This is a genomic window from Hephaestia sp. MAHUQ-44 (genome assembly GCF_023806085.1).
Classification (GTDB): domain Bacteria; phylum Pseudomonadota; class Alphaproteobacteria; order Sphingomonadales; family Sphingomonadaceae; genus Sphingomonas.
The window spans coordinates 67,497-84,173 of the sequence record NZ_JAMSLX010000006.1; the positions used below are offsets into that span (position 1 = coordinate 67,497).

The following is a 16,677-nucleotide window of genomic DNA, read 5'->3' on the forward strand; positions in this document are numbered from 1 at the left end:
GGCAGCCCGATGCGTGTAGCCGATGATGATATCGCCTTCGCCCACCGCCTTGCCGATGCGGCCGCGGTGGCGATCCGCCCCTATTTTCGCGCGCCCCACGGGCTCGAGATCAAGGACGACGCGTCGCCCGTGACGCTGGCCGATCGCGCCGGCGAAGCAGCGATGCGCGCGCTGATCGAGGCCGAGCGCCCCGCCGACGGGATCGTCGGTGAGGAATATGGCGTTCGCGCGGGCACCAGCGGGCGGCAATGGGTACTCGATCCGATCGACGGCACGCGCTCGTTCATCTCGGGCCGCCCGATCTTCGGCACGCTGATCGCGCTGGTGGCCGATGGCTGGCCGATGATCGGAGTGATCGACCAGCCGATCGCGCGCGAACGCTGGACCGGGGCGGTGGGCCGCGCGACGACGTTCAACGATGCCCCTGCCACAACGCGGGCGTGCGCCACGCTGGGCGATGCGCTGCTCGCCACCACCTCGCCGGCGCTGTTCGACGATGGCCAGCTCCACGCCTTCGAGCATCTCGATGCGGCGGTCCGCAGCACCGTGCTGGGCGGCGATTGCTACAATTACGCCTGCGTCGCGAGCGGCTGGCTCGACGTGGTGGTCGAAGCGGGGCTCAAGCTCCACGACTTTGCAGCGCTGGCACCGATCGTCGAGGGCGCGGGCGGGCGGATGTGCGACTGGCAGGGCGATCCGCTGACCGCCGCCAGCAAGGGCGAAGTGATCGCCGTGGGTGATCCGGCACGGGTCGACGAGATCATCGACATGCTCGCCTGTCGCGGCCACGGCTGACACACAGATACGAAAAGGCCCGCCACCGTAACCGGGGCGGGCCTTGTGTTGGTCGCCGATAATGCGCGCGTCAGCTAACGCGCGTGCCCGTCATCGGGAAGCTGCCGAACGCGCCCGCGCCGACCGTGCCGGTCAGCGTGTCGCCGTCGATGGTCGCTTCGCAATCGAGCGTCATCGGCATCGGCACGGTCATGTTCATCGTCCACGCGATCGTATTGCCGTTCACCGTGCCGTCGGTGATGTCGGCCGATCCGAGGCTCCCCGTATTGGTGCCGGTGAAGGTGCCACCGTCGCTCTTGACGGTGAGCGTCGATTTCTGATCGCCCAAAGGCGATTTGGTGACGCAATCCCAGGTGCCATCGACGTCCGCCATTGAAGGTTTCTCCTGCTCTTACTGGCCGCCGGGCGCGGCCGGTGCCTTGACGACCTCAACCGGCAGACCGAGGCTGTCAAGCTGCGGCCGAACCTTGGCGGCATCGCCGACCACGACCCAGACGAACCTGTCCGGATCGAGAACCCTGCGTGCCGCAGCGTCAAGCTGCCCGACACTGAGCGCACGGAAGCGCTCGGCCAGGGTCGCATAATAATCGTCGGGCCGGTCGTACAATTCGATATTCTGCATCGCACGCAGCACGTCGCTCGATGTTTCGAAGCCGCCCGCCAGCTCGCGAATCGTTCCCGTCACGGTGCGATCGAACTCGGCCTGCGTGACCCCGCGATCGGTGAGGAAGCCCTTCAGCTCGGTTTGCAGCGCTGCGATCGCGGGGCCGGTCTTGTCGGCCTGCACGGGCGCGTTGATGATATAGGGCGCGGCATGTTCGAGCGTCTGGAAGGTACCGCTCGCACCGTAGGACCAGCCCTTCGCCTCGCGCAGATCCATGTTGATCCGCGACAGGAAATTGCCGCCCAGCGTATCGTTGGCGGCGTTATAAGCGAGCATGTCGTCGGTGCCCTTGAGCCCGGTCAGTTCACCCGCGCGGATCAGCGATTGCGGCGAATCGGGCCGATCGATCAGCACGATTTTCGGCGCGGCTTGCGTGGCCGGCGAAGTGAAATCCTTCGTCCCCGGCGCGCCGGGCATCGTCCAGCGGCCGAAACGCCGGTCGAGCGCCGCCTTGACGGTCGCGAGCGGCGCCGAACTGACGACGAAGATCGTCGCCTTGTCGGGCCGCAGCCATGCCTGCTGGAAGGCGACCAGATCGTCGCGCGTCAGCTTGCCAACCGCGGCGGGGTCACCCGCACCCTGCTGCTTGGCATAGGGGTTCGCCGCGCCGAACACGAGCGGCGGCAGCGCGCGGGCGGCCAACCCTTGCGGGCTCGTCATTTCCTGCGCGATCGCCGCCAGTTGCTGGCCTTTGACGCGTTCGACCTCGGCCGGAGCGAAGGCCGGATTCTGGACGACGTCGGCGAACAGGTCGAGCGCGGGGGCGAGGTTGGCGGTCGGGGTGTAGATGCCGACATAGGTGCGATCGGCGCCCGCGCCGGTCGAGATGTCGGCGCCGAGCCGCTCCTGCGCTTCGGCGAGCCTTGTGGCGTCGAGGCTCGTGGTGCCTTCGTCCATCATCCCCAGCGTCAGCGCCTGCGTGCCGAGCGCTTGCGCCGGATCGGCCGCCATGCCGGCATCGAAGCTGATCGTCGCCAGCGTGATCGGCACCGCCTCGCGATGTGCGTAGACCAGCGGAATCCCGTTCGCGAGTTTGGCGTGCTCGACGGTCGGGAACACCAGATCGGCGACCGTGCCGACATGGGGCAGCGCCCCGCGCGTCCCCTTGACCGTTTGCTGATCGCTATCGGCCTTGGCGGCGGTCTCGGCCGCGATCTTGGCGGGGGCGGTCGCCTCCTGATAGGCGTCGCGCGCGCCGGGTGCGATCGTCAGCGCATAAGCCGGGCGTGCCAGCCATTTGGCGGCGGCCGCCCGGACGGTCGCGGGGGTTTGCGCAGCCAGCTTTTCGAGATCCTTTTTGTAGGCACCGGGATCGTTCGCATAGAGCGCGCCCTGCGCCAGCGCGACCGCCTTGCCGCCGAACCCGCCGACCGATTCGAGCCCCGCAATCGTCTCCGACACCTGCTGCGTGACGACGCGCCTGACCTCGTCTTCGGTCGGGCCGGTCTTGAGGAAATCGGCGACGATCTGATCGAGCCGTTTGCTCGTCGCCGCCACATCGGCGCCGGGCCGCACGATCACCTGGATCACGAAAATGCCGAGCTGCGCGAGCGACTGGTTATAGGCGCCGACCTGCACCGCGAGCTTTTCCTTGCGCACCAGCGCGTCGGTCAGCCGCGACGAATCGAGCCCGCCGAGCACCCCGGCAGCGACATCGAGCGGCGCCATATCGTCGCTGGTCACGCCGGGCACCGCCCACATCCGCGTGAGCATCGTCGCCGCGACGCGATCCTTCATCACCTCGTCCTTGCGCGCGGGCAGCGTGGGGATCGGGGCGCTCGGGTGCACATTCTGCGGCCCGCGCGGAATATCGCCGAAATATTTCTCGACCTTGGCGCGCGCGGTGGCGACGTCGATATCGCCGGCGAGCACGAGCACCGCATTGTTGGGCCCGTAATGATCGTGGAACCATTGCTTGACGTCGGCGAGGCTCGCCGCGTCGAGATCGGCCATCGAGCCGATCGTGGTGTGGCCATAGGGATGGTCTGCGGGGAACAGCCCTTCGACCTGCTTGTAGCGGAACAGCCCGTAGGGCTGGTTGTCGCGCTGACGCTTCTCGTTCTGGACGACGCCGCGCTGCTCGTCGAGCACGGCCTGCGTGATCGCGCCGGTGAGATGCCCCATCCGATCGCTTTCGAGGAACAGCGCGCGATCGAGCGCGGGGGTGGGCACCGTCTCGAAATAATTGGTGCGATCGAAGCTGGTGGTACCGTTGGCATCGATCGCGCCGACTTCCTTCAGCGGCTTGAAGAAATCGCCCGGCGCATTTTCCGAGCCGTTGAACATCAGATGCTCGAACAGATGCGCGAAACCGGTCTTGCCCTGCGGTTCGTTCTTCGAGCCGACGTCGTACCACACCGACACCGCGACGATCGGCGCCTTGCGATCGGTATGGACGATGACGTGCAGCCCGTTGGCGAGGGTGAAACTTTCATAGGGGATGTCGACCTGGGCGACGAGCGCCGAAACCGGCGCCGCGGCATCGACGGCGGGCGCGGTTTGCGCGGGGGCAACCGGCGCGGCCGTGGCGGGCAGCGTGAGCGCACACAGCGCGGCCCCGCACAGGAAGAGACTGGTTTTCATGAAAAAGATCATTCCCGCGATAGTGATATAGCGAGGTGTAGCACCTCGCGATCGGGGCGCAACCGCCGATCGGCGCGCCCGCCCGGTTCAACGCTTGCACTGTATGACGTGACCGCTACACCCGGCGCATCACGCCCTTGCTTTTATCGAGGATGCTCCATGAATCGCTTTGTCGTCCTGTTGCTCGCCTGCACCGCCGGCGCCGCGTTTGCGCACGCCCCCGCCGATCCGGTCTTCTCCCCGGCAAGTGTGCGCGCGCATGTCGCATTCCTCGCCGACGATCTGCTTGAGGGCCGCGACATCGGCAGCCGCGGGTACGACATCGCCGCGCGCTACGTCGCCAGCGAGTTCGATGCGATCGGGCTGACCCCGGCGGGCGACGATGGCGACTGGTATCAGCGGATCACCTTCCAGAAGACGAGCCCCGGCGCGACCCCCGCCTCGCTCACCATCACCGGCCCCGCCCCGGCACATATGTTTGCGCAAGGCGACGATGTCATCATCACCCCCAACGCGCTTGAGCGTGCGGTCGACCTGTCCGCGCCGCTGGTATTCGTGGGCTATGGCATCGCCGACAAGGCGGTGGGGATCGACGATTATCGCGGGCTCGACGTGACCGGCAAGATCGTCGTCGCGCTGTCGGGCTATCCCGACGGGATCGGCAGCGAAGAGGGCGCACATCTCAATTCGTCCAAGGCCGAAACCGCCGAGGCGCGCGGCGCGATCGGGTTCCTGACGCTGCCGACGCTCAAGATGCAGAAGATCCGCCCCTGGTCGATGATGCGCCATTATGCCGAGGGCGCGCGTTACACCTGGGTATCGCGCGACGGCGTGCCGTTCGTCGCGGCGCCGCGCATCCGCGGACAGGGCACGCTCAACACCTCGGCCGCGCAGGCGATCTTCGCGGGCGCGCGGCAATCGCTCGATGCGGTGCTCAAGGCCGCCGACAAGCCCGGCGCACGCCCCAGGGGGTTCGCGCTCAAGACCAGCGCACGGCTGCAATCGAGCAGTAGCGTCGAAACCATCACCAGCCCCAATGTGGCAGCGATGCTGCCGGGCAGCGATCCCACGCTCAAGAACCAATATGTCGTGCTGTCGGCGCATCTCGACCATATCGGAATTGCCGATGCCAAGCCCGGCGACGCCCCCGACAAGGATCGGATCAACAACGGGGCGCTCGACAATGCCGCGGGCATCGCGACGATGCTCGAGGTCGCGCGCGCATTCGCGCAATCGGACGAGAAGCCGCGCCGCTCGATCGTGTTCCTCGCCTCGACGGGGGAAGAAAAGGGGCTGCTGGGCGCCGATTATTATGCGCGGCATCCGACCGTTCCGGCGACCGGGATCGTCGGCAATGTCGATCTCGACATGCCGCTGCTGCTCTACCCGTTCAAGGACGTGATCGCGTTCGGCGCCGACCATTCGACACTGGGGCCGCTGGTCGCCGAGGCCGTCGCGCCGATGGGGGTGACGCTGATCGCCGATCCGATGCCCGAACAGGGGATTTTCACGCGATCGGACCATTATATGTTCGTGAAGCAGGGCGTGCCCGCGGTGTTCCTCGCCACCGGGTACGGCAATGGCGGCAAGGAGGCGTGGGAGAGCTTCCTCGGCGGCAATTACCACCATCCCGGCGACGATCTGAACCAGCCGATCGACTGGCAGGCGGGCGCGCGCTTCGCCGAGGCCAATTACCGCATCACGCGCGCGATGGCCGATGCCGACACCCCGCCGCTTTGGTACAAGGGCGATTATTTCGGCAATCTGTTCGCGCCTGAGGCGGCGAAGGCGGAGCCGGCGCAAAAATAGCCCCGGCGCCGCCCAAGCCTTGTGTTGCATATGGGCAACACTATCTGAACGGTGACCGACCATAAGGGGTAAGGCATGAACCTCGAGAAATTCACCGACCGCGCCAAGGGCTTCCTGCAATCGGCGCAGACCGTCGCGATCCGCATGAACCATCAGCAGATCACGGCCGAACATCTGTTGAAGGCGCTGCTCGAAGACGATTCCGGCATGGCGGCGGGACTGATCCAGGCGGCGGGCGGCGATCCGCGCAAGGCGGTGAGCGAGATCGATCTGGCGCTCTCCAAAATCCCGGCGGTGTCGGGATCGGGGGCGCAGCAATCGCCGGGGCTCAATAACGATGCGGTGCGCGTGCTCGATTCCGCCGAGCAGATCGCGCAGAAAGCCGGCGACAGCTACGTCACCGTCGAACGGCTGCTGGTCGCGCTCGCGCTGTCGCTCAACACCGCGGCGGGCAAGGCATTGAAGGCCGCGGGCGCGACCCCGGAGGCGCTCAACGCCGCGATCAACGACTTGCGCGGCGGGCGCACCGCCGACACCGCGTCGGCCGAGGATCGCTACGACGCGCTCAAGAAATTCGCGCGCGACCTGACCGAGGATGCGCGCAGCGGCAAGCTCGATCCCGTCATCGGCCGCGATGAGGAAATCCGCCGCACGATCCAGATCCTCGCGCGCCGCACCAAGAACAACCCGGTGCTGATCGGCGAACCCGGCGTCGGCAAGACCGCGATCGCCGAGGGACTGGCGCTGCGGATCGCCAATGGCGACGTGCCCGATACGCTGAAGGACCGCCAGTTGATGGCGCTCGACATGGGCTCGCTGATCGCGGGCGCCAAATATCGCGGCGAGTTCGAGGAACGGCTCAAGGGCGTGCTCGACGAGGTGCGGGCGGGCGACGGCAGCATCATCCTGTTCATCGACGAGATGCACACGCTGATCGGCGCGGGCAAATCCGAAGGCGCGATGGATGCGTCGAACCTGCTCAAGCCGGCGCTCGCGCGTGGCGAACTGCACTGCGTCGGCGCGACCACGCTCGACGAATATCGCAAGCATGTCGAGAAAGACCCCGCGCTCCAGCGGCGCTTCCAGCCGGTATTCGTCGGCGAGCCCACGGTCGAGGACACGATCTCGATCCTGCGCGGCCTCAAGGAGAAATACGAACTGCACCACGGCGTGCGGATCACCGACGGCGCGATCGTGAGCGCGGCGACGCTCTCCAACCGCTACATCACCGATCGCTTCCTGCCCGACAAGGCGATCGACCTGATGGACGAGGCCGCGAGCCGCATCCGCATGGAAGTCGAGAGCAAGCCCGAGGAAATCGAAACCCTCGACCGCCGGATCATCCAGTTGAAGATCGAGCGCGAGGCACTGAAGCGCGAGAGCGATCAGGCATCGCAGGACCGGCTCGAACGCCTCGAGGCCGAGCTGGCCAATCTCGAGCAGCAATCGGCCGAACTGACCACGCTCTGGCAGGCCGAGAAGGACAAGATCGCAGGCGCGGCCAAGCTCAAGGAACGACTGGACGCAGCGCGGCTCGAACTCGATCAGGCGCAGCGCGGCGGCGATCTCGCGCGCGCGGGCGAGCTGTCTTACGGCACCATCCCCCAGCTTCAGAAGCAACTCGCCGAGGCCGAGGGGGCGACCAAGGGCGCGATGCTGCGCGAGGAAGTGACCGACGACGATATCGCCGCGGTGGTCAGCCGCTGGACCGGGATTCCGGTCGATCGGATGATGAAGGGCGAGCGCGAGAAACTGCTCGCGATGGAAGAGGCGCTCGGCAAGCGCGTGATCGGCCAGGCTGATGCGGTGCGCGCGGTCTCGACCGCGGTGCGCCGCGCGCGCGCGGGGCTGCAAGACCCCAACCGCCCGCTGGGCTCGTTCCTGTTCCTCGGGCCGACCGGGGTTGGCAAGACCGAACTGACCAAGGCGCTCGCCGGATTCCTGTTCGACGACGACAATGCGATGGTGCGGATCGACATGAGCGAGTTCATGGAGAAGCACGCCGTCGCGCGCCTGATCGGCGCGCCGCCGGGCTATGTCGGTTACGAGGAAGGCGGCGTTCTAACCGAAGCGGTACGCCGCCGCCCGTATCAGGTGGTGTTGTTCGACGAGGTCGAGAAGGCGCATGGCGACGTGTTCAACGTGCTGCTCCAGGTGCTCGACGACGGCCGGCTGACCGATGGACAGGGCCGCACGGTCGATTTCTCGAACACGCTCATCATCCTGACCTCGAATCTGGGCAGCCAATATCTGTCGACGATGGCCGACGATCAGTCGGTCGAGGATGTCGAGCCACAGGTGATGGAGGTGGTGCGCAACCATTTCCGGCCCGAATTCCTCAACCGGCTCGACGAGATCATCCTGTTCCACCGCTTGGGGCAGGCGCATATGGGCCCGATCGTCGACATCCAGATCGGCCGCGTCGGCAAGCTGCTCGCCGATCGCAAGATCACGATTCAGCTCACCGATGCCGCGCGCGCGTGGCTGGGCCGCGTGGGCTATGATCCGGTCTATGGCGCACGCCCGCTCAAACGCGCGGTCCAGCGCTACCTGCAAGACCCGCTCGCCGACCTCATCCTGCGCGGCGACGTCAAGGACGGTGCCGCGGTACATGTCGACGAGGGCGACGGGAAGCTGGCGTTGCGGGTTACGTAGACCGATTTCGAGCGTACTCGAACACCCTGCGCCTCCGAAACCACGGCCATCAAAGCGAAAGGACATAGCCCGGTTCGAATAGCCGGGCTTCGTTCTAGGAGGCGGATTCGAAATATGCGTCGATGAAAGGCTGAAGGTGATGACGATAAGGATCAGCAACACCGAGTCCAGTCTCATTGATCGGTTGCCGAACCTGGGCCGCACTTGCAGTAACCACCGGCCGTACACTTCGGTGCGGCTCCAGTTGCGCCGCCTCTAAATTGAGGCCGCAATGAGCAACGATACGCGGTATCACTTGCTCCGGGGCCGTCACGAGTTCTGCATAGTCAACCCGCAAGATCTGATGCGGCCGCAAGCGCACCCAATGTACGAACAGAGCATCCTCCAACCGCATTTGCGCCGCAATTTTCTTGAGGTCGAACGTCCAGCCGAGGCCAGTACGAAAGTAGGTTCGAAACATTGACCATGCATTGTCGAGAGGGTCTCGACGCAGCCAGATGATCGGTGCTGACGGAAATAGGCCCGTCAGCAAGCCCATATAGCGGCTTGCAAGCAAACTCTTATCAATAACGCGACCCTGTCCAGGAAATCGCTGTGCCATGAGATGTTCGTAAAGACGCACAAGCCCATCACTTTTTTCAGGCGTCATGCGCGCAACAGCTTTTGTATGATCGCCACCGATCTCTGCAATCAAGTGACGGAAAAGGTTCAGCTCCTCGCCCCCATCGACCAGACTATGCGCCGTCAAAATCTGCTCGACCAGTGTTGTGCCCGATCGCGGCAAGCCCGTAACGAAAATCGGACGCCCGGCAGGGGGTGAGAAACGAGCGATCTTCTCGATCGCCACATTCTTCCATTCCCGTCCGGTCTGGTCTGCAAGAGCAAAGTCGGTACCACGCACTTTTGCTTCGGTAGCCGCCCCCGCAGCATAGCAATGGAAAGCGTCGTCATACTCACGCTGCTCCTCCATAAATTTGCCAAGCGCAAAAAAATAGGCGCCCCGCTCCCCTGGGTCTGCGTCGACCATGGTGTCGCGCAAACTTGCCATAAGCCAGCCCGTCTCGGGAGGCATACCTCCGAGCATCGCCAACGCCAGCCAGCTCTGTCCGGATTTTGGAGCCAGCGTGATCGCGCGCATCAGTTGCTCCCGCGCTTCCTCAATGGCCCCGACGTTCGTCGCTAGTGTGCCACGCGTATAGGCATTCCCCAGCGGATCAGGAACATCGTCCGGTAGACTTCGCAGCATCGCATGCGCGTCCGCCACCCGCCCCGAACGAGCGTAGACTGCCGCCTGAACGAAGCGTGCGACCGTACTGCCACCCGCCGCGCGGACCAACAGGTCCGCGGCACGCCGTGCATCAGCCATTTCACCATTCTCGAGCAGTACCATCGCAATGCCGCGCCACTGGCTGCCGATCGGCGCTTGCGCCTGGATCAAGTTTCGAGCCGCCGCATTCACCTCTCGACGATCGCGACGATCCAGTGCCGATTTGAGGCCAGCGAGCGCGGTTGGAACATCGATCATCAACGCTTCCTAATAAAAAGGACGGCACCCGCAGGTGCCGTCCTCCTATTGGCTCTACGCCGATATTCAATCAATCAGTCTCTAGCCTTCCCACCGAGACGGACACCGATGGTGAAGCGCACATAACGCGGCGTCTGATACGAAATCGGATCACCATAATTGGCGTTCACCGTACCATCGGCATTTTCGCCGAATTCGTTGTAGTCCAGCTTCGACTGGAAGTTGAACAGATTGAACACATCCATGCTGACAAAGCTACCGGGCAGATCCTTGATATCATACTGAACGTTAACATCAATCTGCCTGCGCCAATCGCTCTTAAATGCCGTGCCGCGCGGGACCAGGTAACGAACGATACCATTCTGTCCGAGAGCATTTCCCGGATGGTTGGTGACAATCGACGTATTGCCCGAGAACTCGGCGTTGCGGCAATAATAGCTCGCGTTTTGATAGATCGCCGCGAAGAAATCTGTCGGATGCGTCCCATAACACGAGAATTTACGGGGACTTTCGAGGAGCGCGTTGAACCCCAGACGGAACCCGTTTGCCACTTCAAACGTGCCAAACAGTTTGAAGGCATGGGCGCGCTGATTAGCGAGAACACCAGTAGCGCCATCAAGCAAGCCGGGCTGATCGAAATCCTGCGTCAAGCCGGCATCGTCCTGACCAATCTCGGTCTTGACGGCTCCTTCATAGTTACCACGCAAGCGGGTGAACGAATACGAACCACCCAGCGCCCAACCATCCCTATACGCCTTGCTGAACTGGAATTGGACCGAGTCATAATTGCGAACGGCCTTCGGATAGCCGAGATCGGCCGCCGCCAGCGTGACGACATCGCACTGGCCCGCAATCGAGCAGTCACCATCAAGGCGCACGGTGATGTCCGAACCCGGGTTGGCCAGAACGTACTGGTGGAACCCAGAGAAAACCGAATCGCATCCGGCGATACCCTTGGCATCACAATATTTCAGGACAGCCGCATCAATGGCCACGTCATCAAGCGTACGTCCGAGACGACGATTGATATAGGTGACGCTGAGGTCCCAATCCCCCAACCGCTGCTGAATGCCCACCGTCCATTCGTCACTGTAGCTGGGCTGCAACGACGACGACACCAGCGTATCCGTCGGCCCCAGAATCCCGTCCGACGTGGTCGAATAGCAGGTATTGGTACCCGCATCCGGCCCCACGGTCGGACAGGGGTCAGTGCTGGAACCGATAGGCGTTGTCAGGCCTTGAATATTGCCAAGGTTGTCGAACGTCAGACCTGATACAAGACCGTACTGGTCAAATACCGCGGAGCTGACTCCCGTAGGATACGCGAAGCGCTGCTGATAATAGAGCTCCGCGCCACCCAGGCGGATGTTTGTATTGCTCGCGACGGGCAGGAAATAGCGCCCCCATGACGCCCGGATTGCCGTACGCTTATCCCCGAATACGTCGAACGATGCCCCAAGACGCGGCCCCCACTGGCTACCGGACTTGAAGTAGGTGTCGCCATTCAACGCATCATTAGAGAACCGATCGTTACGCACACCGAGCTGCAAATTGAGACGATCGTTCATCAGCGACCAGCTATCCTGGATATAGAATGACTGGTTTTTCGAATGCCATGTGCCAACATTTTCGTAATAATAACGCTGCACATAGTTCGCTGTCAGATTGTACCGATAGCCTCCAGCGTAACGAGTATCAGTCGTCGACGTAAGATTCTCTTGCTCGTAGCCGAAACGGAAGTGGTGCGATCCAAGAAGGGTCGCATATATATCACCGTCCGCCCGGAAAAATTTGCGAACATCCTTGTCCGTATAGTTCGCTGTTGTTGTCCCATGAGCGATTGTTGACGTACCTGTCCGCGTGCTGGCAACGTAAGAGGTTTCCGGAACAGTATATCCGGCCTGATCGTCGTGGCTTTGACCATAAGACGCCGATAGAGTCAGCCAATCGGTAAACTGACCGGTGTAACTTCCAACGAAGTTATTACCACCCGACTCGGAAACCGCCGTACCAATCGAGTCGCCAACTTCAAAAGTGGTAGGATCGAAACGGTTATACCGACGCGTAGTCTTGGAATGATTGCGGAAAAATGTCCCTTCGAGCCGATGACCGTCAGCGATCAGGAAGTCCAACTTCCCGCCATAGAAAGGAGAAGAATTGGTGGCGGTAGTGCGAAGGCCTCCAGTGATGCTGCTATCCGCCGTTTTCGTATAATTCGGATTGTACAGCCCATAGAAGAACAGGCGGTCCTTAATGATAGGACCACTTAAATAGAAATTCGCTTCCAAATCTTCCGAGAAATCGGTCTGATTATAAGCAGAATAAGTATCTGGAGAATCGCTCCGCACGCCATCGGGGCTATATGCCACAACCGCGCCGGCACTAAAATCATTCGAACCCGATTTCGTCACCGTCGTGGTGAAGCCGCCAAGTGCCCGACCGTATTCGGCACTATAGCCGAACAGCTTCACATCAAGTGACTGGTAAAACTCGATGGGAGGGTTGTTCGATCCTACAAAATTACGGAAATTGGTAACATTAAGGCCGTTAACATAATAGGCGTTCTCGGCCACCGTCGCGCCACCGATCGACGCGAGATTACCGAACACCGTATCACCTTGGTTAACACCCGGTGACAGCAAGATCAATGCGGTCTGATTGCGAGCGATCGGCGTCGTGTTCAACAACTCGGAGACGTCGCTGATCGTTAGACCTCCGGTGTTGCTTCCAAAGTCATTCCCGCGGACAGCCGTTCCAAGTACGAGAATTTCGTTATTCTCACCGGACGCGCTGCCGACAGCAAAGGTATAGGTATTGTTGGCGCCGGGATTAATGACGATCCCGTCATCTTCCAAATCCGGCTGCCCCGCGACCGAAACCTTAACATTATACGTGCCCGCCGGCAGCGCCGGGATACGAAATGTACCATCGGCCGACACTGTAGCGTTGCGGGTGAAACCCTGGGTTTGCGACGTGACGCTGACAGTGCCCGCGTTCGCACGGCTGCCATCCGGATTGACGACCGTGCCGACCAGCGCACCGGTGGTATAATCTTGCGCGGCAGCGGGCGCGCTGAACGCCCCAGTGACAGCAAAGCCCGCCCCGAGCAGCGCAAGCGCGTGCAGAGCCGAACCGGCGCGGAGTTTCTTCCGCGTGTTGTGCGTGGTGATGGTGGTCACAGATAGATCCCTCGCTTGACCGGACACGCTTCACCTGTCGGCGAAGACCCCCCGGTGTGTGCCAAGCCCCCTTATCCGCATTTTTGCGGTTCCCAGAGACATGGCTGCGATGGATGGAGCGGTTCCGCCGTGCTGTAAAGGCAGCATTCAGCTTTAGGCCCGGACTTTGCTTGGGTCTGTAACGGAAAAGCCACAGTCGTGTTAGACGAGGCCAGAACGATGGGCCTCGGACGTAATTTTGTTACTTGGACGATACTCGGGGCGACCTGTGGAGCCGCCCCGCGCATCCAGATCAGAAGCTGAACTTCGCGCCAGCCTTGATGTAGCGCCCCAGGATTCCGGTACCTCCCTGAACCGGATTATAGAGATGCGCACCATAGGTAACCGGATCGAGCGGCGGCAGATCATCGAACACATTGAGCACCGTCGTGTAGAAGGTGAATTTGTCGGTAATCGGGATTTGCGCGGTGAGATCGAAGGTCACGTAATCGGCAACACGACACGGAACGCTGCCGTCGCTGAGGCCGCAATCCTTGTAGGCGCCGCCCTGATCCATCGCCGACAGATCATAGCCGCCGAAATAGTTCGCGGTACCGCTGAGCTGGAAACCGGTGAAATCGAGCGTGGTCAGCCAATAGCCGTGCCATTTGGGCGTTCCCGAGCCCGAGGTCAGGTTGAAATTGCCCAGCGTGCCATCGTAGCGCTCGACCGTTCCGTCAGGGAAGGTGGTCGAGAGCTTGAGGATGTAGCTCGCCTCGGCCTGGCTGCTGATCCGGAAACCATCGGTGATCGGCAGATCGACGCTGGCCGAAAAATCGAGACCCTGGGACTTGATCGTGTTGGCGTTGATGAAAGCGGCCTGGACGAACGCGATCCGGGGCAAGGCATTCGGCGTGTTGGTATCCGCCGCATCGGGGATGACCGTGTAGCCGGCGGGAATCGCCTGCCCCGAATAATAGGCCGCGATCGCGGGAGCGAAATTGGGAGCGCTGATCGCCCCGGTCTTCTTGATGTTGTAATAATCGACCGTAAACGACACGCCGGGGATCGGCTCGATCAGCGCCCCCACCGTCCAGCTACGCGATTTCTCGGGCTTGAGATCGGGATTGCCGAGCGTGGTCAGACCGTAGGTCGCCGTGCGGACATAGGTCGGACAGTTGGTGTTGTAATCATTGGGCTCGCTCGAACAACCATATTGCGCGAGATACGAATCGGGATAGATCCCGCGCGACGCGGTGACATAGCCCGTCGTCGGGAAGGTCGCGTCCGCCTCGCCGAAGCTCGGCACCCGGAAGCCGCGCGAATAGGTGCCGCGCAGCACGACCTGGTGGATCGGGGTGAATTTGACGCCGATCTTCGGAGAGAAATTGTCCATCCCGCCCGAATAACGATCATATCGGCCCGACACGTTGATCGAGACCGGATCGAGGATTGGCGCGTTCAGTTCGGCGAAGGCCGAATAGACCGTGCGATGCCCCTTGGTGGCGAAGCCGTTGAGCCGATAATAACGTTCGGTGCCGCCGTTGATATCCGAGTTGATGCTCGGTGAATCGACCGCCTCGTAGCGCACCGAAACGCCGGCGCCGAACTGGAGCGGCCCGCCCGGCAACTGGAGCAGGTCTCCCGTCACCGTGCCTTCGGCCTGGACGAGATCCGACGTCGAGGTCGCCAGTGCGGTAGGCGCGAGATAATCGAGTACGCCCTGGGTATTCGCCGCAGGATCAAGGAAATTGTAGCTGCCGTCGGCGATCACATCGAGCAGATGCTGGATGTAGACATAGCCGTCGCTCTTGCGCCGCAGATCCATGTGCATCGCGGTGGCGTTGAAATTGTAGCGCCACCGATCCGACAGATCGCCCTTGATGCCTGCCGCGACGCGATAGGCGCGGGTGCGCGATTCATCGTGTTCGGTCATATTGGGCAGGCGCCCGATCACCGCCGCGGTCTGCCCCTGGGCGGCGAAGGGATTGTTCGGATTGAGCGTGCCGTTGGCCGCGGTGCACGCGCCCTGCGTTTCGCGCGGACAGACATAGACCGGCAATTGCAGAATCGTGTTACCGCCATAATAAGCGATGTTCGACGAGGTGCTGTAGCGCGGGAAATAGAACGGCGCCGGGGCGTTGCCACGGATCGTCGTCGGCAGGCCGTCATACGACACGTCGGTCTGGAGAAAATTGAACTCGCCATAGGCTTCGCCGCTATCGCCGACCTTCGCGGTGACGCGGCCCGAAAAGCCGAACCGTTCGATCTCAGGTGTGATCACGCCGTAATTCTGCGTCAGATCCTCCTGGCATACGGTGGTCGGCGCCAACGGATTGTCGGTCAGATCGCCCGGCGTCAGATCATAAGCCGATCCGCGCGGACAACCGGCCGTCGCATTGAGCATCTGATACCGGCCCACCGCGAGCCCGGTCGCAGGATCGAACGGCGCGGCGTAGAGCGTGCTGCCGGTATTGGTCGTGTTCGCGCTGAAACCCGGATAATTGCCGTCGCCGTCGAGCCCGTCGATAACATTGTTCGGCCCGCACGTGCCCTCGTTGCAGACGTTGCGCAAATCGTCCGAATTGTACGGATAGGGTCGCTGACGATTGAACAATTGCTCGCTGCGGTAATAAAAGCCGCTGAGATAGGCGTTATAGCCCTGCTTATCGATATCGCCGACGCCGGCCGTCAGGCTCAGCCGGTATTGGCTGGCGTCGCCACGATCGGAGATGCCGCCTTCGGCGCGGCCCGTGATCCCCTTGAACGAGCGCTTGGTGATGATGTTGACCACACCCGCGATCGCATCGGCGCCATAGGTCGACGACGCGCCGTCGCGCACGACCTGCACCTGATCGATAATGTCGTCGGGGATCGTGTTGAGATCGACGAAATTGCGGGTGCCGTCGTCAGCGAGCGGATAATAAGCCGCGCGCATGCCATCGAACAGCACCAGCGTCGAATTGGTGCTCAGGCCGCGCAGCGAAATCGCCGAGGCACCGCCCGCAAACGCGCCGTTGGCCGAAAAGGAATTGGTCAGTGCCGGGCCGTTGTTCGCCGCCAGCGACTGGAGCGCATCCTGCGTCGTACTGATCCCGCGCCGATCGAGATTCTCGACGGTGATGGTAGTGACGGGCGAGGGCGTTGCCGCATCGGTCTTGAGGATCGATCCTGTAACGATGATGTCCTGAACCGGCGCTTCTTCAGCCTCTTGCGCGCTCGTGTCGGCGGCAGGCGGCGTGGTGGCCTGGGTAGTGGTTTGGTTGTCCTGAGCAAAAGCCGGGCTCGCCAGCGAGGCAAGCACCAGACCGATCGGCGCAACGCCTGAATAGAAGCATGTCGCGCGATGACGAGACGATCGAAGCACTAGGGGTCTCCCTGTTTATTGCACCATGCGTGCACCCCCCAGATCGCCCCCGTCGTTTGAACGCGGGGCGGCACGTTGTGCGTGGCCTGCGCTCGTAAAATGAGCGTGTAAATATCGTGCC

Annotated in this window: 8 protein-coding genes; 3 read left to right on the forward strand and 5 right to left on the reverse strand. The window is 62.5% G+C overall.

All coding sequences use genetic code 11. From position 1 onward, the window contains the following. Positions 1–9: 9 nt before the first annotated feature. Positions 10–795 carry a histidinol-phosphatase gene (hisN, locus tag NFE57_RS08400; protein ID WP_252135124.1) on the forward strand — a complete coding sequence of 262 codons (786 nt, stop codon included), beginning with the start codon at positions 10–12 and terminating at the stop codon, positions 793–795. Between the two features lie 70 nt (positions 796–865). On the opposite strand, the gene NFE57_RS08405 is transcribed toward hisN, so the two are convergent. Further along, positions 866–1,168: a hypothetical protein gene (locus NFE57_RS08405; RefSeq protein ID WP_252135125.1), complete on the reverse strand. Its 303-nt coding sequence runs from the start codon at positions 1,166–1,168 to the stop codon at positions 866–868. 18 nt (positions 1,169–1,186) lie between these two features. Beyond that, the gene (locus tag NFE57_RS08410; protein ID WP_252135126.1) at positions 1,187–4,042 is read right to left on the reverse strand and encodes a M16 family metallopeptidase; all 2,856 of its coding nucleotides are present in this window, start codon (positions 4,040–4,042) and stop codon (positions 1,187–1,189) included. 159 nt (positions 4,043–4,201) lie between these two features. Between NFE57_RS08410 and NFE57_RS08415 the strand changes: the two genes are divergently transcribed. Continuing rightward, positions 4,202–5,851, forward strand: coding sequence for a M28 family metallopeptidase (locus NFE57_RS08415; RefSeq protein WP_252135127.1), 1,650 nt, complete (start codon positions 4,202–4,204; stop codon positions 5,849–5,851). A gap of 75 nt (positions 5,852–5,926) precedes the next feature. After that, positions 5,927–8,506 carry an ATP-dependent chaperone ClpB gene (clpB, locus tag NFE57_RS08420; RefSeq protein WP_252135128.1) on the forward strand — a complete coding sequence of 860 codons (2,580 nt, stop codon included), beginning with the start codon at positions 5,927–5,929 and terminating at the stop codon, positions 8,504–8,506. Between the two features lie 94 nt (positions 8,507–8,600). Here the strand turns inward: clpB and NFE57_RS08425 are convergent, their stop codons facing one another. The 3 genes from NFE57_RS08425 to NFE57_RS08435 form a co-directional block, all read right to left on the reverse strand. Beyond that, positions 8,601–10,031 carry a tetratricopeptide repeat-containing sulfotransferase family protein gene (locus NFE57_RS08425; RefSeq protein ID WP_252135129.1) on the reverse strand — a complete coding sequence of 477 codons (1,431 nt, stop codon included), beginning with the start codon at positions 10,029–10,031 and terminating at the stop codon, positions 8,601–8,603. A 74-nt stretch (positions 10,032–10,105) separates the two neighbouring features. Beyond that, on the reverse strand, positions 10,106–13,210 hold the full coding sequence (locus NFE57_RS08430; RefSeq protein ID WP_252135130.1) for a TonB-dependent receptor: 3,105 nt from the start codon (positions 13,208–13,210) through the stop codon (positions 10,106–10,108). A 292-nt stretch (positions 13,211–13,502) separates the two neighbouring features. Continuing rightward, positions 13,503–16,556 carry a TonB-dependent receptor domain-containing protein gene (locus tag NFE57_RS08435; protein WP_252135131.1) on the reverse strand — a complete coding sequence of 1,018 codons (3,054 nt, stop codon included), beginning with the start codon at positions 16,554–16,556 and terminating at the stop codon, positions 13,503–13,505. Positions 16,557–16,677: the final 121 nt, after the last annotated feature.

Bases quoted from the DNA above. Each gene is read 5' to 3' on its own strand.
- NFE57_RS08405 (WP_252135125.1), bottom strand. From the start codon at position 1,168: ATGGCGGACGTCGATGGCACCTGGGATTGCGTCACCAAATCGCCTTTG.
- hisN (WP_252135124.1), top strand. From the start codon at position 10: ATGCGTGTAGCCGATGATGATATCGCCTTCGCCCACCGCCTTGCCGAT.
- NFE57_RS08415 (WP_252135127.1), top strand. From the start codon at position 4,202: ATGAATCGCTTTGTCGTCCTGTTGCTCGCCTGCACCGCCGGCGCCGCG.
- NFE57_RS08425 (WP_252135129.1), bottom strand. From the start codon at position 10,031: ATGATCGATGTTCCAACCGCGCTCGCTGGCCTCAAATCGGCACTGGAT.
- clpB (WP_252135128.1), top strand. From the start codon at position 5,927: ATGAACCTCGAGAAATTCACCGACCGCGCCAAGGGCTTCCTGCAATCG.
- NFE57_RS08410 (WP_252135126.1), bottom strand. From the start codon at position 4,042: ATGAAAACCAGTCTCTTCCTGTGCGGGGCCGCGCTGTGTGCGCTCACG.